This is a genomic window from uncultured Methanobrevibacter sp. (assembly GCF_900314695.1).
Classification (GTDB): domain Archaea; phylum Methanobacteriota; class Methanobacteria; order Methanobacteriales; family Methanobacteriaceae; genus Methanocatella.
Map to the genome: position 1 here is coordinate 15,023 of NZ_OMWD01000010.1, position 21,085 is coordinate 36,107.

16 protein-coding genes are annotated in these 21,085 nt (G+C 31.4%); 9 read left to right on the forward strand and 7 right to left on the reverse strand.

What is annotated here, in order from left to right:
* Positions 1-9: 9 nt before the first annotated feature.
* Genes QZN45_RS04325 through glp form a run of 3 tightly spaced genes read right to left on the reverse strand, consistent with a single transcriptional unit; the run spans position 10 to position 1,978 of the window.
* Positions 10-258 (reverse strand): hypothetical protein, encoded by a 249-nt coding sequence (locus QZN45_RS04325; RefSeq protein WP_292605361.1) that lies wholly within the window; start codon positions 256-258, stop codon positions 10-12.
* An 8-nt stretch (positions 259-266) separates the two neighbouring features.
* Positions 267-728 carry a GyrI-like domain-containing protein gene (locus QZN45_RS04330; protein WP_292605359.1) on the reverse strand — a complete coding sequence of 154 codons (462 nt, stop codon included), beginning with the start codon at positions 726-728 and terminating at the stop codon, positions 267-269.
* A gap of 26 nt (positions 729-754) precedes the next feature.
* A complete protein-coding gene (gene glp / locus QZN45_RS04335) occupies positions 755-1,978 on the reverse strand; it encodes a gephyrin-like molybdotransferase Glp (RefSeq protein ID WP_292605357.1) in 1,224 nt (407 codons plus the stop codon).
* 71 nt (positions 1,979-2,049) lie between these two features.
* On the opposite strand from glp, the gene eif1A reads away from it, so the two are divergent.
* The gene (gene eif1A, locus QZN45_RS04340) at positions 2,050-2,391 is read left to right on the forward strand and encodes a translation initiation factor eIF-1A (RefSeq protein WP_292605355.1); all 342 of its coding nucleotides are present in this window, start codon (positions 2,050-2,052) and stop codon (positions 2,389-2,391) included.
* A gap of 29 nt (positions 2,392-2,420) precedes the next feature.
* Positions 2,421-3,194: a serine protein kinase RIO gene (locus tag QZN45_RS04345; RefSeq protein ID WP_292605353.1), complete on the forward strand. Its 774-nt coding sequence runs from the start codon at positions 2,421-2,423 to the stop codon at positions 3,192-3,194.
* A gap of 342 nt (positions 3,195-3,536) precedes the next feature.
* Here QZN45_RS04345 and QZN45_RS04350 read toward each other — a convergent pair whose 3' ends face one another.
* From QZN45_RS04350 to QZN45_RS04360, 3 genes are read right to left on the reverse strand one after another with little or no spacing between them, the layout of a single operon-like run.
* On the reverse strand, positions 3,537-3,728 hold the full coding sequence (locus QZN45_RS04350; RefSeq protein WP_296811338.1) for a hypothetical protein: 192 nt from the start codon (positions 3,726-3,728) through the stop codon (positions 3,537-3,539).
* A 60-nt stretch (positions 3,729-3,788) separates the two neighbouring features.
* Positions 3,789-4,076 carry a DUF86 domain-containing protein gene (locus QZN45_RS04355; protein WP_296811341.1) on the reverse strand — a complete coding sequence of 96 codons (288 nt, stop codon included), beginning with the start codon at positions 4,074-4,076 and terminating at the stop codon, positions 3,789-3,791.
* Between the two features lie 35 nt (positions 4,077-4,111).
* Entirely contained in the window at positions 4,112-4,405 is a 294-nt protein-coding gene (locus tag QZN45_RS04360; protein ID WP_058739896.1) for a nucleotidyltransferase family protein, read from the reverse strand.
* Positions 4,406-4,662: 257 nt separating this feature from the next.
* On the opposite strand from QZN45_RS04360, the gene QZN45_RS04365 reads away from it, so the two are divergent.
* Positions 4,663-5,433, forward strand: coding sequence for a hypothetical protein (locus tag QZN45_RS04365; protein ID WP_296811345.1), 771 nt, complete (start codon positions 4,663-4,665; stop codon positions 5,431-5,433).
* A 299-nt stretch (positions 5,434-5,732) separates the two neighbouring features.
* On the opposite strand, the gene QZN45_RS04370 is transcribed toward QZN45_RS04365, so the two are convergent.
* Positions 5,733-6,479, reverse strand: a complete 747-nt coding sequence (locus QZN45_RS04370; protein ID WP_296811347.1) for a TMEM175 family protein — start codon at positions 6,477-6,479, stop codon at positions 5,733-5,735.
* Between the two features lie 276 nt (positions 6,480-6,755).
* Here QZN45_RS04370 and QZN45_RS04375 point away from each other — a divergent pair, with 276 nt between their 5' ends.
* The 6 genes from QZN45_RS04375 (at position 6,756) to QZN45_RS04400 (ending at position 21,074) form a co-directional block, all read left to right on the forward strand.
* Positions 6,756-7,106, forward strand: a complete 351-nt coding sequence (locus tag QZN45_RS04375; protein WP_292606183.1) for a hypothetical protein — start codon at positions 6,756-6,758, stop codon at positions 7,104-7,106.
* 363 nt (positions 7,107-7,469) lie between these two features.
* Complete coding sequence (locus tag QZN45_RS04380; protein ID WP_296811350.1) at positions 7,470-8,087, forward strand: KH domain-containing protein; 618 nt, start codon at positions 7,470-7,472, stop codon at positions 8,085-8,087.
* A gap of 439 nt (positions 8,088-8,526) precedes the next feature.
* On the forward strand, positions 8,527-10,227 hold the full coding sequence (gene top6B, locus QZN45_RS04385; RefSeq protein ID WP_292606179.1) for a DNA topoisomerase VI subunit B: 1,701 nt from the start codon (positions 8,527-8,529) through the stop codon (positions 10,225-10,227).
* Between the two features lie 9 nt (positions 10,228-10,236).
* Complete coding sequence (locus QZN45_RS04390; protein WP_292606177.1) at positions 10,237-11,325, forward strand: DNA topoisomerase IV subunit A; 1,089 nt, start codon at positions 10,237-10,239, stop codon at positions 11,323-11,325.
* 225 nt (positions 11,326-11,550) lie between these two features.
* Positions 11,551-16,053 (forward strand): amino acid adenylation domain-containing protein, encoded by a 4,503-nt coding sequence (locus QZN45_RS04395; RefSeq protein ID WP_296811351.1) that lies wholly within the window; start codon positions 11,551-11,553, stop codon positions 16,051-16,053.
* A complete protein-coding gene (locus tag QZN45_RS04400) occupies positions 15,981-21,074 on the forward strand; it encodes a non-ribosomal peptide synthetase (RefSeq protein ID WP_296811353.1) in 5,094 nt (1,697 codons plus the stop codon). The genes QZN45_RS04395 and QZN45_RS04400 overlap by 73 nt, the downstream gene beginning before the upstream one ends.
* The last annotated feature ends 11 nt before the right edge of the window (positions 21,075-21,085 follow it).

Sequence of the window (21,085 nt, forward strand, 5' to 3'; positions counted from 1 at the left end):
AGAGAAAATTTAAATTTTCTTTAACTTTTCTCTATACCTGTCAACTGTAGAATTGCTGTAGTCGATTGTTAGATATTGCTCAGTCAATTTTTTATCAATGTCAAAATCTTTTATCCTATCATTTACAAGACTGTCAATATCAGCATCCAATTTTTTTAGCTGCTTTTCAAAAGCATATTCCGATTTTCTCATATTCAAGTTGGATTTTCGAGCAAGCCTTTCAACTTCCTTATCCAAATCCAATTCTTTTTTAGACATATCATCACCTACATTTCTATAATAGGCAATTGTATTTCGGTAATGAAATCTTTTTCATCATCACAGTTGTAGAAATTCTTGATTAAAACTTCTTTTGGAGAACCTATTATATCATAATTATTAGCTTGAGCGACTTCAACCAATACAGCATAGGTATCCATAATATTCTCAGTTGAGCCATAGTGCATTCCACTCAAAACCTTATTTTCAATCATGTCTACAACACGAATTCTATCAGTTTCTTCAGCATCCTGTTTAATTGGAATACTTACATCATAAACCACGTCACCCTGGTTTACTTCATGTCTTGGTGAAAAGTAAACAATGAATGGATCACCATCTGTTTCAATATCTTCAGTATCAACCCAATCCATCAATATAGAAAGAAATACACCTAAATCTTCGATTGGGGTTTTACAGTTAATAACACCCAACTTTTGTTCTGGAATTACTTTTACTTCATAATCCATAATTACACCTACATAAATTTTATAATCTAATTAAATAAATAAACTTCTACTTCTTCGCCTTCGTCAACCAATTCCACCAATTTTGGAATTTTTACATAACCATCGGCAGTTGAAAGTGAAAAGATTGCACCTGAATCTTTAAAAATTGGCTGAATATTCTCTCCATCAACTTTTACAAGCTGATATTGCATCCTTCCGACTTGCGAATGGATTCTTTTTGTGATTTTGCCTTTAACAGTTTCAAGTTCAAAGTCTTTTTCAATGCCGGCAAGTTTTGTTAAAGGTTCGGCTACAAATGCATTGAATATCATTAAAGCAGAAACAGGATTTCCAGGAAGGCCAATTACAAGCTTCCCATCAATGACTCCAACAATTGTCGGTTTTCCAGGTTGAACTGAAATTCCATGAATGTGAACTTCACCCAGCTCATCCAATACATGCTTTAGGACATCTCCAAGACCTGCAGAGGTTCCGCCGGAACAGAACAATATATCCACTTCATTTAGGGAATCTGTGATTTTCTGCTTAACTTCATCATAGTCATCTCTCATGACACCTAAAAATTTAGCATCAGCACCACATGAAACAGCATCGTTTTTAATCATTCCACCGTTTACATCATAGATTTTTCCATATTCAAGCTCCTCGCCCTGAAGAGTTATTTCATTACCAGAAGATACTATACCAACACTCGGTTTTTTATAAACTTCAATGGTTTCAAAGCCCTGTGAAAGCAACACTCCAATTTTACCCGGATTTAAGAAATCGCCTTTTTTAAGAATCAGGTTTCCTTCTTCAATGTCAGAGCCTTTGCGGGCGACATCCTGTGAAGGTGTTACAGTGGTTAAGAGATTAACTTTATCATCCATTTTTTCAGCATATTCTACCATCAAAACAGCATCTGCACCTTCAGGCATAGCCGCACCAGTACTAATTTCAATACATTTTCCTTTTTCAACCTTTTTGTCGGTTGTGGCACCAGCCTCTAAAAAATCAATGACTTCCAAAGTATTTGGTGATTCTTCAGAAGCTCCAAAACTATCCTCTGACAAAACAGCAAATCCATCCTTTAATGCTTTATCAAATGGTGGAAAATCCATTCTGGAATAAACATCCTCATACAAAATCCTGCCGTAAGCTTCGCCAACATCAATTTCTTCGCTTTGGGGCTTTAGATTTTCATCAAATAATTCTTGAATAATATCAATTGCCTCTTCGCATTCCTTAATTTTTAAAAATTCAGTACCCATAGTATTCACTTATATAAAATCCAATAACTTAATATATAATATCTTGATAAATATATAAATAATTTAATCTTATGCTTAAATGCTATTATATTTTTGGAGGAGAGTATTTGTCTAAACCTAATCAAAATCAACAACAAGAATACAGAAGAGTAAGAACTCCTAAAAAAGGAGAAATCCCTGGAGTAGTTGAGCAAATTATGGGACATGGAAAATTAAAAGTCCGCTGTGCTGATGGAAATATTAGAATGACCAGAATCCCTGGAAAAATGAAAAAACGTATTTGGATTCGTGAAGGAGATGTAATCCTTGTAAAACCATGGGATTTCCAATCTGATGAAAAAGCCGATGTAATTTGGAGATACACAAAAACCGAATCAAATTGGCTTGAAAGAAAAGGCTACTTAAAAATGTAAGCCTTTTTAACTTATTTTTTTTGATTTAAATGGATCCTAAAGTAGCTAAAGCTGATGCCAAGCACGAAAAGTTACATTCACAAAAAAGAAAAAAGGACAATTCCGAGAGAAAAACCGGGAATGAAATTTTTGATAAAATTACTTTAGAGACATTATACAAGTTAGCTAATCAGGGATACATTGATATTTTAAATGGTGCCATAAGTACCGGCAAAGAAGCCAACGTGCTTGCAGGCATTACCGATGATGAAAAATTCGTGGCCGTTAAAATCTATAGGATAGCCACTTCTGATTTTAAAAAAATGGATTATTACCTTAAAGGCGATCCAAGATTTAACGTTAAAACCAAAAATAAAAGAAAAATTATTTATTCCTGGGTTACAAAAGAATTCAAGAACCTAACCAGATTATACTCTGCAGGAGTTAATGTTCCAGAACCGATTACAAGCTCCAACAATGTATTACTCATTGAATTTATTGGTGATGATGAAGGAAATCCTGCCCAACCAGTTAAAAACCAACCTCCACAAAATCCGGAGGAATTCTTCAATAAGTTATTGGTTCAATTAAAATTATTCGTGAACGAAGCAAAACTGGTGCATGGAGACTTGTCCAATTATAATATCCTAAATTTAAATGAAGAGCCTATGATAATTGACGTATCCCAGTCAGTAGTTCTTGACAACCCAATTTCAAAAGAATTGCTTGAACGAGATATAAACACACTCGTTCGTGAATACACAAAACTAGGTGTTAAAACTAATTTTGATGAAATTTGGGAATATGTCAACCCAAAATTTTAAAAGCACCTACTTACAAATAGAATATTAGTAAAAAAAAGATTACATTTTTAATTTTTTAAAAGGAGGCATATGAATGAATAACACTTTTTTTCAATTATTAACAAACCCTGGTTGCTTTTAGATTCAGAAGAACTTAAAATATATTCCATAGTTATTTTTATTTTATGTTTTGTAGGAGGAATTATCCTTTCGATTCTGATGTCTGCAATACATTCAACAAACATATTTTTCACAATATTTTCTTTTACTATAATAAGTGCACTTATGGCAATTTTTACTTATAAAAGAGATTGGTTTGATAGAAAATATGGTTTAGTTTCAAAATATCATATGTTTAACTGACTATGTAAAAGACATTCTAGTTTCATCATATTTTACATCCAACTTATTGCAATCAATATTTTTAATAGCCGTATTATTCTTGTTATTATCCCCAGATTTGTTGGATAAAATATTGCCATTTAATCTTAGAAGCTGGAGAGGTACAATAAAATTATATATACTAATAGCTGTAATTCTCGCAATATTGCGCATTTTTATAATTTAAAAACCAATTGTCAAATTTTAAATAAATATTTTTAATCTAGAAATATATTATAACAATTTTTCTAAGTATTCCTTAAGTTCTGGAAGCTCCACTTTCATAGTTTCCCAAACCAGATGTTCAATAACATTTTCATAATCATGAGCATGAATATTCCGCATTGCTTTTAAACTATTCCAAGCAATATCTGGATGCTGGTCTTTGAACTCATCGGACAATCTACCAATATACTCTCCAATTTGGATAATGTTAAAAGCACATGCTCTTTGGTAATGGTCATTGGCCAAATATTCATTAAAATCATCACCAAAATACTCAATATCTTGCTGTTGCTTCACAGTATTCTATGATTTTCTTAATATGTTTTTCATCTTTAGCGTTCATAGATTATAACCACATCTTTTTTGATTTTGTTTAAAAATTCCTTATTATGACTGCATGATGAAACCAAATCAACATGACATTTGAATTCATCTTCCAAGTCTTGAACAAAAGACATATATTTAATTAAAGAAGTCACATCCCCATCATCCATGATGAAGTCCAAATCACTGTCGTCACTTGCCTCATTTCTAGCATAAGATCCAAAAAGACATAACCTATTAACCCCATGCTTAATGGCAATTGGAATGGTTCTTTTTGTGATTTCTTCAATTGTAAATATCATTAAAAACACCTAATGAAAATTAATCTAATTAATATTTAATTTTAATTTTATATTAAATAAATATTTTTTTATGGAGAAAATTAATTAAACAATTAATCCAAACTTCATTACAGAAAAATGTTATACCGAGACGTGAGTAAAACATCTTTTCTACGGGAATATGTGAGCCCAAAATTTTAAAAGTAACTACATATAAATAGTACATCAGTAAAAAAAAAAAGATTACATTTTTTAATTATTGAAAGTAGGTTTAATAAATGCACAACGATTTTTTTTCAATTATTAACAAGCCATGGTTGCTTTTAGATTCTGAAGAACTTAAAATATATTCAATATATATTTTTATTTTAGGTTTTGTAGGAGGAATTATCCTTTCAATTCTGATATCTGTAATACCCTCAACAAACATATTTTTCACAGTATTTTCTTTGACTGTAATAAGTGCACTTATGGCCATTTTTACCTATAAAAGAGATTGGTTTGATAGAAAATATGGTTTAGTTTCAAAATACCATATCGGAATGAATTACTCTGTAGTGTTTTATATTATTGGCATTCTGAATTTAGGTCTTTCACTGATGTTCTTTTATCCAAATCTCAAAATCTCTGGTCCAAATTCTGCAGTCATAATGTTTTTATCACAGCAAATACCCTTAATTTTCATGTTATTGAGACTTAATGTATTCGATGATGAAAATTGCCGTGTTCAAAAAGAAGATGAAATGGGAAACATCCATTATGAAAATACATTAGGATATCATCCGGTGATGTATTATTTTATTGGATTTCCATTAAGCATACTAATTGGAATCTGTTTAAATGACTATGCCAAAGACATTTTAGTTTCATCATATTTTACATCCAATTTATTGCAATCAATATTTTCAATAGCCATATTATTCGTGTTATTATCCCCGGATTTGTTAGATAAAATATTGCCATTTAATCTTAGAAGCTGGAATGGTACAATTAAATTATATATACTAATAGCCGTAATTCTAGTAATATTACGCATTTTTATAATTTAAAAACCAAATGTTAAATTTTAAATAAAATATTTTTTTATGGAGAAAATTAATTAAACAATTAATTCAAACTTTATTACAGAAAATGTTACAGAAGTGTTAGTAAAACATCTTTTCTACGGGAATATGTGAATCCGAAGTTTTAAATACACCAATAAGAAATCGGAAAAAAATCAACTAACATTAGACATCACCTCAGGAATGCTAATGATGAAGAGATTGCATATGCTGAAAACAGATTTAAAGAATCTTGAACCTCTCCAGCTTGTAGAAGCTGGAGATTCTTAGGCCATACCTACTCATCATTCGCCATAAATGCTTTTTCGAATATTGTCAACAAACTCTTTTTCATCATCCGTTAAATCAACATTTTCCAGATGATCTTTGCCCATACGTTTCATACGGATTATAAATACGAGAATTAAAGTTAATAAAAAGGACAAAACACTTAATAAGGGAGATACGAAAGCCAAGACAATAGATATTAATGAAGTGCAGACCGGCGCCAACAAGATATAGAACAATGTTAATGTGACTCCCCTAACGTATAATTTCAAGTTAGGCAATTCAATTCCATCATTTCGAAGATGGTTTTTTATTTCATCTTTTTTATCGAAATACCCCTTAAAAGTATTCCTAATTAATAATATAAAAATCAGTATGTATAATAAACTGATAATCAGTATTAATAATGAAAAGAATAAGTTTACATTAATATAATTGTAAAAATTAAAGAAAAATCCTGTTGCAAATGGTATTAAACAAACAGAAGCCATTGTAAGCATATTTAATGTTAAAATACCATAGCTTATTTTATTAAAATTAAAAAGAATAACAGTATTTTCCCAAAAATTATATACAAGATAAAAACTTATGAAATATATTAAAATGGAAGGTGCCAGATAATTTATAAAATATTCATCCAAAGCAGCATCTGATGATATTACAGCCACAGTTGGAACCGCAATTTCCAAAACAAGAATTGTCATAGCGATTGCAAAAACACCATCAGTAATGGCAGCATGCCTATCAGTTAACTTATTAAACATATTATTTGTCATCAATTATAAATAATGAATTTATTTTATTTAAGACTATGTAATCTTAAGACATTACTCACTTGAAAAATATATTACAACAACATAGTCTATAAAAAAATATATTAATCATCCAATATAAAAATTAAATTGTCTAAATAAAATTAGGTGAAATTATGAATTTTGATGAACAAAAAGAAAAACTTTCAGTGAAATCGATGAACAAAAAGTAAAGTTAGACAAAAAAAAGCACAAGCTAAAATCAACCATGAAGAAAGAAAATTAAAAATGAAAGAATCCTATGCTGACAAAAAAATTGAAGGACATCTTGAAAAAGCTATTAAAATAATCGATAGAGTTGAAGACGATGCTGATAAAGAGATTAATAAATTATTAGATGCTGTTGACAAGGAAATTGTAGAAAATGATGAAAAACCTATCGAATTCATTTTATTTAAAGCAACAAATAAGTTAGAAGAAATCTTATTGAAATATGAATTAAAAATGCAAAAAACTAAAAATGATTTAATTAAAAATCTTGAAAAAGATATGGAAAGAGTAATGGAATTAGCATCTATTGAAGAAGATCTCACATTTTTAAAAGAGGAAATGGATGAAATTTCAGATATCTTAGATTAAAAAATTGCAATTGAAAAACAAACCCTTAACTTAAAATCTAAAGAATAATTAATTTTAAAGGAAATAATGTTGAAATTTTATTTCAACTATTTCTTTTTTTGTTTTAAACATTAATGACCAAAATCTCTTTTTTTATAGAAATATTCACAAATTTTTAATATTGCTATTGAATCTTTTATTCATAATTGAAATAGCATGAATGCAAACATCTTTTCAATACAGACCTTATTAATTCCAAATTTCATTGACTAACATCAATACAAAGATTTAAAAACAATGAAACTCTAAAATCTAACCACTTTTTCAGAAATCATTAAATAAAATAGATTAAAAAAATATTATTAACTAAAAAAAGGTGATATTATGCCAGAAACAGATTATTTGAAAATACCTCAAAATAGAGTAGGAGCATTGATTGGAAGCAATGGTAATGTTAAAAAATCCATTGAAAAAGCTACCGGAACCATCCTAGACATCGATAGTGATGAAGGCACAGTTTATATCACACCTGGAGAAAACATGGAGGACCCATTAGGAGTATGGAACGCAAACCATATTGTAAAAGCAGTGGCACGTGGATTTAATCCAGAAGTTGCACTTAAATTAGTTAGTGATGACATTTATCTTGAAGTAATTAGCTTACCATTATATATTGGAAAATCAAAAAAAGCCCTTGCAAGACATAAAGGAAGAATTATTGGAAAAGATGGAAAAACACGTGAAATAATTATGGAAATGGCAGAAGTTGACATGGCAGTGTATGGTAAAACCGTTTCATTCATTGGTGAAATGGAAAACATCATGATTGCTAAAGAAGCTGTTGAAATGATTTTAAATGGTTCCAGACACAAATCAGTTTATGGATTCTTAGAACATAAAAAAGAAACATTAAAAATGAAAGAATTCAAAGACTTAGTTGGAATCGAAGACGATAAAATCGAATTTAAAGATGGAATCGAATTTGACGAAAAAGATTTTTAGGAGTTAAACTCCTAATCATATTTTTTAATTTATAACACCAAATAAAATTCACCAAATTAGAATTGATTACTTACAATTTACCATGTATTATTCACCAGCCACACTGGAAATTTCATTAATAATACCATACAATTTTCAGATTCCATATCCAAAATTTAATTGGAACGAATAGTATATTATCAAATCAATTTTAATGAAAGAAACATATAAAAATAACATTAGTAATAGCAAACTATTATATACTTTAACCAAGATATATAGATAACATAGTGTAAATACTATATTTTTCACATGTTTTTAAATTATTATTTTACCACATATTTAAACAAGTTAGATAGGGTGCTGTATAAATATTACTTTTCAAATGCTCTCTAACTTAATTTAAATATATCAACCCATAATAAATTAAAGCATAGATTATTTAAAGGAGGAAATAATTTTGGCTCAACAACAAATAGGACTTGATTGGGAAGAGGACTTTCAAAGATTAACCCCATCCCAGTTCTTTAGAAAAAATAAACAGATGCTTGGATTTACAGGTAAAATTCGTTCATTAACTATCGTTTTCCACGAACTAATTACAAACAGTTTTGATGCAGCTGAAGAATCAGGAATATTGCCTGATATCGACATTGAGTTAAAACGTGTTGATAAAGAGCATTACATTTTAAGACATAGAGATAACGGCCCAGGAATCCCTGAAGATTATGTTATGCAGGTATACTGTATGATGTTTGCAGGATCAAAATTCAGAAACATACAATCAAGAGGACAACAAGGTTTAGGTTGTAGTGGTTGTGTTCTATTATCACAAATGACCACCGGTAAACCTGCTCACGTAATTTCATGTTACAAAGAAGGAGATGAAATTAAAGGAGTGAAAATGAAATTCCAAATGGATGTTGAAAACAACCGTGGAATTTTAATGGAAAGAGAAGATTATCCTGCCGAAAGTACCGGAGTATGTATTGAATTACAATTTAAAGATGTTTCATACTCACTTGCAGAACAAGGTGCATTTGAATACATCAGAAGAACCATGATCGGAAATCCTCATGCTAAAATTACATTCAGAGACCCATCAGGACACAAATATATCTTCAAAAGAGCAGCAGATGTTGTTCCAGTACAACCAAAAGAAGTATTGCCACACCCTAAAGGTGTAAGTGCTGACGATTTAATGACAATGGCGAAAAATACTGACAGCAGAAGATACAAAAGCATGTTAACTTCATCAATGTCAAGAATGTCAGCAAAAAGAGTTGATGAAATCGCAGAAATGACTGGAATCGACATGAACAAACGTCCAAAAGACATGACTTTCCAAGAAGCAGAAGCTATTGTTCAATGCTTTAAGAAAATGAAATTCATGGCCCCTCCTACTGACGGACTTATACCAATCGGATCAGAACAAATTGAAAAAGGTATGAAACAAATATTAAAACCTGAATTTGTGGCCACAATAACAAGAAAACCAGTTACCTATGCAGGTGGTGTTTCATTCATCATAGAAGCAGGTCTTGCATATGGTGGAGATTCAGGTAGGGTTGTCAATGAACAAAGAAAATCCGAAATTATGAGATTTGCAAATAGAGTTCCATTAACATTCGATGCAGGAAGTTGTGCAATCACAGAAGCTCTTAAAAGTATTGATTGGAAACGTTATGGGCTTAAAGATATGGACAACACTCCATTAACATTATTCGTTAATATTATCTCAACTCAGGTCCCTTACCTTTCAACAGGTAAACAGAGTGTCTCCCCAGAGCCAGAAATTGTTCATGAAATCAGACAGGCAACCATGAAATTAGCCCGTAAACTACAAAAACATATTAGGGCTAAAAGAGCTGCAAAAGAAAAAGAAAAACGTTCTAAAGTATTTGAAGAATATGTTCCAGTCATTATTGAAGAAGCTGCAAAACTTGGAGAAACTGGAGTTCCTGAATACCAAGAGGTTTTAGCGAAAGTTACTAAAAGAGCACTTGCGGAATTACTAGGAGAAAAAGTTGAAGAGGAAGAGGAAGAAGAAGAGCTTGATGCGCTCATCATGGAAGAAGTTGACGAATTCGGACACACTGTTGACGGTAATTCAACACTGGATAACTTCACTGAAGATGATGAAAATGAGGATGAGGAATAGGTGATTTGAATGAGTGAAACAAAAAAATCACATAAAGAGCAAAGAAAGGAGTACACCTTTAATAAACTTAAAGGAATGGGACAAGAAATTATTGAAGAAATTGAAAAAAATAAAGTCCCAAGCATTAGAGTTCCATCCAGAGGTACTGGAAATATTGTTTATGATGATGCTAAAAGATATTATGTGTTAGGAGACAGATACGGAAGAAGATCTTTAGGTAATGTAAAACAAATCAGAAAATTAGGTCAAATGGTTTATGTAGCTAATTTCTGTAAAGACCTCGTAGCTCGTGAAAAAACCGCAACTATCAGGGAAATGTATTATGTATCTGAAGGTTGGGGAATTAGTTTTAAAACACAACAAGAATCCAACATTGTTGGAGAAGATTTAGAAGTTACATTAGGAACTACTCGTGAAGATTTAGGATTAATGCCTGAGGAAGACGGAGCATCAGTTTATGGAGACATCACCCTTTTTGATGAAGTAGAACTTAATGCTGCAAATGTTGGAAAATCAGGTTATACCATTTCACCAACAATTGACCAAGTTGAATTCCTTGATCATAATGTAGATAAAGTATTAGCTGTGGAAACTATGGGAATGTTTCACAGGTTAGTTCAAGAAAATGCACATAAACGATTCAACACATTAATTGTAGGGCTAAAAGGACAGGCTGCCCGTGCTACTAGAAGATTCCTTAAAAGAGTTAATGAGGAACTTAAATTACCAGTTTATATCTGTAACGACGGAGACCCTTGGGGATTCCACATCGCACAAGTTATTATATCAGGAAGTGCAAAATTAGCTCACGTTAACAAAGATTTAGCTACACCCGATGCTAAATTTATTGGCGTAACAGCATCAGATATTATCAACTATGATTTACCGACCGATAAACTCAAAGATGTTGACGTCATGAGATTAAAAGAGCTTTCTAAAGACCCAAGGTATAAAGATGAATTCTGGCAAACAGAAATTAAAAAGATGCTTAAAATTGGTAAAAAAGCAGAACAGCAATCTTTCTCAAAATATGGGCTTGAATATGTAGTAGACACATATTTCCCTGCTAAATTTGAGGAAATGGAAAACCAAGCATAAATTAATCCTTTTTCCTCCTTTTTTTATTTTTTATTGAAATTATATTCAAAATACGTTTAATTTTAATAATAACTATTTTTTAAAAAATCCCATTACTGAATTGAAATAATAAATATATTTAAAAATTGAGAATTCATTCATTAAAATCAATAAATTCACAATATTTAATAAATATGTTAAATAAACATATTATTATATTATAAATAATTAGCGAGAAATGATATTATGACAATTGAAGATGTAAAAAAATTCAAGGAATATTTTTATAAAAAAATTGCTGATTTTGATGAGTCATCAATGATTACTCCAAATATTAACGGAGAAAAGGAATCTGGAAAACCTAAAAAGGCAACATTAGAAATTAAAAAAGAAGAATTGAACAACTTCTTGCAGAATAATAAAATAACATTAAATACACTTTGTTTAGCAAGTACAATATTAACATTAAGTAAGTTTAACTTTACAAAAGAAATATTGATATATTACGGAAATAACATCCCTTTCGCATCTAAAACTGATGATAGAACAATTTCCGTTAAAAATTACTTGGATGAAATTAATGAAACTTACGAGGAAACATTGAACTATCAAGATGTGTCAAGTCAAGATTTGCTTTCCGAATCAAATTTAAAACTAGAGTTTTATTATAACTACAATGATGATTTGAAGTTTGATGTTTCCGAAAATGAATATCCAAATTATTTAAAAGTCATCGAAGAAGATGACAACATAACTTTATCCCTTTTATTTAATGATCAGTTATACTCTGATGAGTATATTGACATATTTTTAAAAAGCATTGAAACAATCATGCTCCAGATTATAAGCAATGACATAAATGAATTAAGCATTTGCGACATTGCTATTGAACAAGAGCAGGAAAATATCGAATTTCTTGATTTTGGAATCCCCTATCTTCACAAACGTTTCGAAAAGCAAGCTGAAGAAAATCCAGACAAAACTGCACTTGTCTCCAATGGTGAAATATTTACCTATTCCGAGCTAAACCAAAAGGCGAATCGTATTGCAAATGCCCTTATCAAAAGAGGAGTAGAACCTAAAAATAACATTTTAATTAAACTTCAAAGAACAAGTGACTTAATTGCATCAATATGGGGTATTTTAAAAGCAGGCTGTGCATTCATACCAATGGATACAGAATACCCGAAAGAAAGGATTGATTACATCTACGAAAATAGTCAAGCTGAATATATCATTTCAAACGAAACAAACGATGAATCAATCGATATAAAAGAACTCTTAAAAGAAGAAAATACCGAAAATCCAAATGTAGAAATAAGTCCTGATGATTTGGCATACATGATTTACACCTCAGGATCTACCGGAAATCCAAAAGGAGTAATGATTCGCCACAAAAACATATGTAACTTAGTAGAAGATTATCCTAAGACACATTATGATAGGCTTTTAAGTATGACCACAATTTCCTTCGATGTGGCGCTGGAAGATATCTTAACAAGTCTTACAGGCGGTCTTGAATTAATTTTCGCTAATGATATTGAAATTAAAAGTACACCGGAACTAGTTAAATTAATCAATAAGTATGAACCACAAGTAATGGATGTAACTCCATCAAGATTGGCAGCATACCTTGAAGTTGACTCATTTTGTAAAGCAATCAAATGCATTGAATGCATATTCATCGGTGGAGAACAATTTTCAGCATCTACCTACACAGAATTTATAAAACACAGTGACGCAATTGTATACAACAGTTACGGACCAACTGAAACTACAATTACCTCAAACAACAAAATTGTGACTGATGTTAATGATTTGACCGTGGGTCCTCCAGTAAGAAATTATATTACTGATGTAAGAGACATTGACGGCAAATTACTACCACAAGGAGTAATGGGAGAACTATACATTGGAGGTCCAGGTGTTGGAAAAGGATATTACAACTTAGACGATAAAACAAAAGAAGTATTCCTAACCATTAATGACCTCCCATACTACAGAAGTGGGGACTATGCAATTGAAACACCTAACGGTGAAATCGACATAAAAGGAAGAATCGATAACCAAATCAAACTCAGAGGACTAAGAATAGAAATCGGAGAAATCGAATCCAACATCGGAAAATATCCAAAAATAAAACAAAATGCCGTTGTTATTAAAGAAATCAATAATAACGACCATCTTTGTGCATACTTCACTGCTGAAGAGGAAATTGATACTGAAGATTTAAAAGAACACTTGAAAGAAAGATTGACCAGATACATGGTTCCAACAGTATTTATGCAATTGGATGAAATGCCACAAACACCAAATGGAAAAACTGACATTAAACAATTGCCGGAACCAGAATTAAAATTATCATTAACACTTCCTGAAACTGAAACTGAAGAAATATTAATGAGCATTGCTTCAAAACTTACAGAAACTGAAGAATTTGGTACTACCGATGATTTATACGCTGTCGGATTTACTTCATTAACATTGATGAAGTTAAATGCAATCATCTATGAAGAGTTGCATGCTAACCTAAACATTATTGAACTGTTAAATGATCCGACAATTAAAAATATTGCAAAACAAATTGACAACATCGAAGAGGATGGAATAGATTTAGATGCATTAATCGAATCAACAAAAGATACAATTTATTATCCGTTAACTTCAAATCAATTGGGAGTTTACTACGAATGTATCCAGAGTACTGAAGAAGCACAATACAATCTTCCAGCTACAATCAAATTCGACAATTCAGTTGATGCTGAAAAATTAAAAGAAGCTATAATAACTACAATTGAAGCATATCCATATCTTAAAACCAGACTTGTCACACATGATGGAGAACTAATGCAAAAACGTGATGATTCAATTGCAATTGAAGACATTCCTATTGTTGAAGTGGATTCCATTACTGATGAAGAAATTGAAAAAGAAAATGTGAAAACATTTGAATTGGAAGATAATCAATTGTTCAGGTTCAAAATATATAAAACTCCTTCACAAACAATATTGTTCTCAGATGTTCACCACATAATTACTGATGGAGAATCTCTTGATAATTTATTTAACAATATCTCTAATGCTTATGATGGAAAAGAACTTGAAAAAGAAACTATTGACGGATATCTTAACAGCATTATTGAAAAAGAAAATGAAAAAAGCGAACATTACGAATTATCTAAAAAATACTTCCAAGACCAATTAAGTCATGAAGTGGATTCAACAATCTTAACACCTGACTTAAATGGAGACCAAGAAAAAGGAATTTTAAAACCTGTATCCAAAAACATTGATCCTAACGAAATTAGTGAATTCTGTTCCAATACTAAAATAAGTCCTAATGTATTGGTCATGGCAAGTACAATATTGACATTAAACAAATACACATTCAGTGATAAAACTTTATTAACAACAATTTTCAACGGTAGGGCAAACCCTAATTACTACAATACCCAAGCATTTTTAGTAAAAACACTACCAATAGTATCAATCAATGAAAACAGAAATCAAACTGTTAAAGAATTCTTAAAACAGATTTCAGATATCTGGAAAGATACTATTAATTACAGCGATTATCCATATGCAAATATTGCTGAGGAATTTAAATTAAAACCGGAATTCTTCTATGCATATCACAACTTAGATTCTGAAAAAATAGAAATTAACAATAAAACTTATGAAGTTGAATATGTAAATACCGTTGAAACCAATTACAAAATTGTTTTTGATGTGAATGAAACTAAAGACAATGTCGAATTCTTCCTACAATACAATGACCAATTATACTCCAAGGAATATATTGAAACATTTGTAAATTCCATCCTAATTACTTTAAAACAGATTATGGAAAGCAATATTGAAGAATTAATGATTAAAGATATTGAATTGGAAACCGAAAGGCCACTACCTGAATTCATACCTGTAGAAACACCATTCATACACAAACGTTTCGAAAAACAAGTAGAAACAAAACCAGATGAAATAGCACTCATTGCAACAGATGCAACACTAACATACAAAGAACTAAACGAAAAAGCAAACAGAATCGCAAACGCACTCATCAAAAAAGGAGTAAAACCAAAAAGCAACATATTGGGAATGCTTAAAAGAGACAGTGCATTAATTGCAACAATTATAGGTATTTTAAAAGCAGGATGCACATTCGTACCATTGGATTTAGAATACCCTGTTGAAAGAATTCAATACATTTATGAAAACAGCCAAGCAGACTACATAATTACTGAAGATGAATCAACAGATGTTTCTTTAAATATTGAAGAGCTACTTAAAGAAGACAATACAGAAAATCCAAATGTAGAAATAAGTCCTGATGATTTAGCATATATGATTTACACCTCAGGATCTACCGGAAAACCTAAAGGTGTAATGATTGGTCATGAAAATGCATGCAACCAAGTAGCTGAAAATCCAAAAGCAGAATACAACAATTTATTAAGTATTGCAACAATTGCATTCGACACATCCCTTGAAGATATTCTAACTGGAATTACTAACGGAATCAAAATCATCTTCGCAAACGACAATGAAATCAAAAACGTTGTTGACCTGATAAAATTAATTGATGAAAACAAACCGGAAGTAATGGAATTCACACCATCAAGATTAATTTCATACCTTGAAGTAGATGAATTCTGCGAAGTAATAGAATGCGCAAAATGTATCGTAATGGGAGGAGAACAATTCTCAGCCAAAGCATTCAACGGAGTCAAACAATACACCAAACAATAGCATCCAACTACAAAGAAATAACCGACCCAGAAAACATCACAGTTGGACCTGCGCTCAAAAACTATGTGACAGAAGTTAGAGACATTGACGGCAAACTACTACCACAAGGAGTCATGGGAGAACTATACATCGGAGGTGTAGGTGTAGGTAAAGGATACTACAATATGCCAGACAAAACCGAAGAAGTATACCTCACAATCAACGACATCCCATACTACAGAAGCGGAGACTACGCAATCGAACTACCAAATGGTGACATAGACATCAAAGGAAGAATCGATAACCAAATCAAACTCAGAGGACTAAGAATAGAAATCGGAGAAATCGAATCCAACATTAATAGATTCCCACAAATAAAGCAAACTGTAGTAGTAATTAAAGAAATCAATAAATCTGAGCACTTATGCGCTTACTTTACATCTGAAGAAAAAATAGATACTCACCTGTTAAAACGTTACTTAGGAAATAAATTAACCAAGTACATGATTCCATCAGTGTTTATGCAAATAGATGAAATACCTCAAACACCAAATGGAAAAACTGATCTCAAGGAATTGCCTGCTCCAGTACTAAACTTAGAAAATGTAAAACCTGAAAATGAAACTGAAGAAAAAATATTCAAACTCACATCTGAACTCATCAATACTGATGAATTCGGTACAACAGATGATTTGTATGCATTAGGATTCTCTTCATTAACCTTAATGAAATTAAATTCAATGATTTATAATGAAACTAATGTTAACATCGATATTACTTCATTATTTACAAATCCTACTGTTAAAAGTCTTGCAGATAAAGTTGACAATAATATAGAATCACAAATTGATATTGAAGAAATAATTGAATCTTCAAAGGATATGGAGTTATTCCCATTGACTTCAAACCAATTGGGTATCTACTATGAATGTATACAAACCGACAAAATAAAATACACAATGCCATATGCAATAAGGTTTGACAACAATGTTGATCCAAATAAACTAAGAGATGCCCTTATCAAAACAGTTGAAGCACACCCATATCTTAAAACAAGAATAATAAACACTGATGATGGAGAAATAAAACAGAAAAGATGCGATGATGCAGAAATTGATGAAATTGAAATTGTCGAAATTGATTCAATAACCAATGAGGAAATAATGGAAAATGACATAAAATTAATCCCATTAGATGACAATCAATTATTCAGATTCAAAATCTACAATACACCATCTGAAACAATATTGTTCTCTGATTTCCATCACATCATAACAGATGGAGTATCCCAAGATAATTTCTTCGCTGATGTGACAAAAGCATACAGAAATGAAGAACTTAAAACAGAAAAGATTAATGGATACATTTACAGTTTAATTGAAGAAGAAATGGGACTAAATGAAGTTTCAGAAAAATTCTTCAAAAATAAATTCAGTGAAGGTTTAGAATCTACAGTTTTAACACCTAACCTAAATGGAAATCCTGATAAAGGAAACATAAAACTTATTAAGGATACTGTAAACTCCACATTTGTCAGACATTTCTGTAAAGACCATTCCATAAGTCCAAACGTTTTATTCATGACTGCAACAATGATTAGTCTTGATAAATTTACATTCAACGATAAATCATTAATAACAACCATTTTCAACGGTAGGGCAAATTCAGATTACTTTGACACTCAAGGAATGTTAGTTAAAACATTGCCAATTATTGTCAACAGTGAAAAACGTGACATGATGATTGAAGACTACATCAAATTGGTTGACAAATCATGGAAGGATGCATTGGTTCACAGCAATTACCCATACACTAAACTTGCAGAAGACTACCAGCTAAAGCCTGAATTCTTTTATGCATTCCACGAAGACTTTGAAAAAGACATGATTAAAATCGGTGATAAAAGTTATGATATGATTCCACTCGACGGTACTGTAGCAACAGATTATAAAATAAACTTAGATGTGTTTGATGATGGAGAAATAATTGGAATATACATTGAATATAATGACCAAATATATTCCAAAGATTATGTTAAAAAATTCCTACAAGCAATAAAGTACACATTATTCCAGTTCTTCATAAATGATATGGATAAAATCAGCATCAAAGACATTGAATTAAATAATGAATATGAAATGCCAGTATTTGATGAGTTAGATACACCATTCTTACACAAACGTTTCGAAAAACAAGTGGAAACAAAACCAGATGAAATAGCACTGGTTGCAACAGATGCAACACTAACATACAAAGAACTAAACGAAAAAGCAAACAGAATCGCAAACGCACTAATCAAAAAAGGAGTAAAACCAAAAAGCAATGTACTTGCAATGCTTCCAAGAGACAGCAATTTAATATCAACCATATTAGGTATATTCAAAGCAGGTTGTACATTCGTACCACTGGATTTAGAATATCCTCAAGAAAGAATTGACTACATCTATGAAAACAGTCAAGCAGACTATATCATAAATACCAGTGGAGAAGCAGAAAATTCATTAAATATCCATGATTTAATTAAAGAGGATGATGCTTCCAATCCTGATGTTGAAATTACCCGTGATGATTTAGCATACATGATTTACACCTCAGGGTCTACAGGAAATCCAAAAGGAGTAATGATCAGTCACGAAAATGCATGTAACGAGGTAGCTGAAAATCCAAAAGCTGAATATAACAACCTGTTAAGTATTGCAACAATCGCATTCGACACATCCCTTGAAGATATCCTGACCGGACTTACCAACGGAATCAAAATCATCTTCGCAAACGATGTGGAAATCAAAAACCTTGTTGATTTGATAAAACTTATTAAAGAAAACAAACCGGAAGTAATGGAATTCACACCATCAAGACTGCTTTCATATCTTGAAATAGATGAATTCTGCGAAGTAATAGAATGCGCAAAATGTATCGTAATGGGAGGAGAACAATTCTCAGCCAAAGCATTCAACGGAGTCAAACAATACACCACAAAAGTATACAACAGTTACGGACCAACAGAAGCAACAATAGCATCCAACTACAAAGAAATAACCGACCCAGAAAACATTACAATCGGAAAAGCATTGAGAAACTATGCAACTGAAGTAAGAGACATTGACGGCAAACTACTACCACAAGGAGTCATGGGAGAACTATACATCGGAGGAATCGGTGTAGGTAAAGGATACTACAACATGGAAGACAAAACCAAAGAAGTATACCTCACAATCAACGACATCCCATACTACAGAAGCGGAGACTACGCAATCGAACTACCAAATGGAGAAATTGATATCAAAGGAAGAATTGACAACCAAATCAAACTCAGAGGACTAAGAATAGAAATCGGAGAAATCGAATCCAATATCGGAAACTTCCCAGATATCAAACAGAACATTGTAGTCATTAAAAAGATTAACAATACCGAACATTTATGTGCCTACTTCACAGCAGAAGATGAAATCGACACTGATGAGTTAAAAGAATATTTAAAAGAAAGATTAACCAAATATATGGTTCCAACAGTATTCATGCAATTAGATGAAATGCCTCAATTGCCAAATGGTAAAACTGATACAAAACGTTTACCAGAACCAAAAATGGAAATCAAGTATGTTGCACCTGAAACTAAATTGGAACAAGAACTTTGTACCATCTTTTCAAATATATTAAATATTGAAACTGTTGGTGCTGAAGACAATTTCTTTGAAATAGGTGGAACATCACTTATTGCATCCAAACTCATTATTGAATTACTAAAACAGGATTACACAGTCAAATATGATGATGTATTCCATAATCAAACTCCAAGAAAGTTAGCCAAGTTCTTATCCGGAGAAGTTGATGAAGAAAATATGGAAGCAAATGCAATCAAAAATTATGACTACAGCAATATCAACAAACTTCTTGAAGAAAATACTTTGGATAACTTCTTAGATGGGGAAACTGAAGAAATCGGCAATGCATTATTAACTGGAGTCACAGGGTTCCTTGGAATTCATGTATTATACGAATACATTAAAAATGAAACAGGAACCATCTATTGTATGTTAAGAAAAGGCAGCTTTGATTCCTGTGAAGATCGTCTAATCGACTTAATGGACTATTACTTCGATGAAGACCTAACTGACCTCATAGGTTCAAGAATCATATTGAGTGAAGGTGACATAACATCACTCGATGACTTCAAAAAACTTGAAGACTATCCTATCGACACAATAATAAACTGTGCAGCTATAGTAAAACACTACACAGCTGATGACTACATCTTTAAGGTAAATGTTGATGGAGTAATTAACGGACTCAAATTTGCACAATCAAGAGACAACATCAAATATGTGCAAATATCTACAGTGAGTGTTCTTTCAGGTTATTCAGAAAATGAAGAAGCATATCCAGATGTAAGGTTTAACGAAAGAACTTTATACTACGAACAAGACTTAACCAACAAATACTTAGGCAGTAAATTCTTAGCTGAAAGAATGGTTTTAGAAGCGGCAACAAAAGGATTGCCTGTAAAAATAATTCGAGTTGGAAACCTCATGAGCCGTTATAGTGATGGAGTATTCCAGAAAAACTATGACACCAATGCTTTCCTAAACAACATAAAAGCTATTAAAAACCTTAAAGCATTAACACCTAATATGTCTCAAGAAGTCGTGGAAATGAGTCCAATTGATTGTGTTGCAAGAGGAGTTCTTGAATTATCAAAAACACCTAATAAATGTAGGGTATTCCATTGTATGAACAATAAGTATATCCTTAATAGTGATATAATTAATGTGCTAAATACCTATGGTTATGACATCAAAGAAGTAAGCAATGAAGAATTTAAAGAAATATATGAGAAAAATATGGATGAAAACATCCAAGGATTGATTACCGCTGAAATTGGTATTGATGACCTTGATGAAGTAGATGACTTCGATGCAAAAATTGAAATCGAACAGACTACAGAAATTCTTCACGAATTAGGCTTCGATTGGCCACAACCTGATGATGAATATCTTAAAAAATTAATAGATTATTTAAATAGCGTTAAATATTTCGATTAAGTAAGAGATGA

Excerpts from the sequence above, each read along its gene's own strand:
- QZN45_RS04325 (WP_292605361.1), bottom strand. The coding sequence starts at position 258 with ATGTCTAAAAAAGAATTGGATTTGGATAAGGAAGTTGAAAGGCTTGCT.
- QZN45_RS04330 (WP_292605359.1), bottom strand. The coding sequence starts at position 728 with ATGGATTATGAAGTAAAAGTAATTCCAGAACAAAAGTTGGGTGTTATT.
- glp (WP_292605357.1), bottom strand. The coding sequence starts at position 1,978 with ATGGGTACTGAATTTTTAAAAATTAAGGAATGCGAAGAGGCAATTGAT.
- eif1A (WP_292605355.1), top strand. The coding sequence starts at position 2,050 with ATGCTTAAATGCTATTATATTTTTGGAGGAGAGTATTTGTCTAAACCT.
- QZN45_RS04345 (WP_292605353.1), top strand. The coding sequence starts at position 2,421 with ATGGATCCTAAAGTAGCTAAAGCTGATGCCAAGCACGAAAAGTTACAT.
- QZN45_RS04350 (WP_296811338.1), bottom strand. The coding sequence starts at position 3,728 with ATGCGCAATATTGCGAGAATTACAGCTATTAGTATATATAATTTTATT.
- QZN45_RS04360 (WP_058739896.1), bottom strand. The coding sequence starts at position 4,405 with ATGATATTTACAATTGAAGAAATCACAAAAAGAACCATTCCAATTGCC.
- QZN45_RS04365 (WP_296811345.1), top strand. The coding sequence starts at position 4,663 with ATGCACAACGATTTTTTTTCAATTATTAACAAGCCATGGTTGCTTTTA.
- QZN45_RS04370 (WP_296811347.1), bottom strand. The coding sequence starts at position 6,479 with ATGTTTAATAAGTTAACTGATAGGCATGCTGCCATTACTGATGGTGTT.
- QZN45_RS04375 (WP_292606183.1), top strand. The coding sequence starts at position 6,756 with ATGAAAGAATCCTATGCTGACAAAAAAATTGAAGGACATCTTGAAAAA.
- QZN45_RS04380 (WP_296811350.1), top strand. The coding sequence starts at position 7,470 with ATGCCAGAAACAGATTATTTGAAAATACCTCAAAATAGAGTAGGAGCA.
- QZN45_RS04390 (WP_292606177.1), top strand. The coding sequence starts at position 10,237 with ATGAGTGAAACAAAAAAATCACATAAAGAGCAAAGAAAGGAGTACACC.
- QZN45_RS04395 (WP_296811351.1), top strand. The coding sequence starts at position 11,551 with ATGACAATTGAAGATGTAAAAAAATTCAAGGAATATTTTTATAAAAAA.
- QZN45_RS04400 (WP_296811353.1), top strand. The coding sequence starts at position 15,981 with ATGTATCGTAATGGGAGGAGAACAATTCTCAGCCAAAGCATTCAACGG.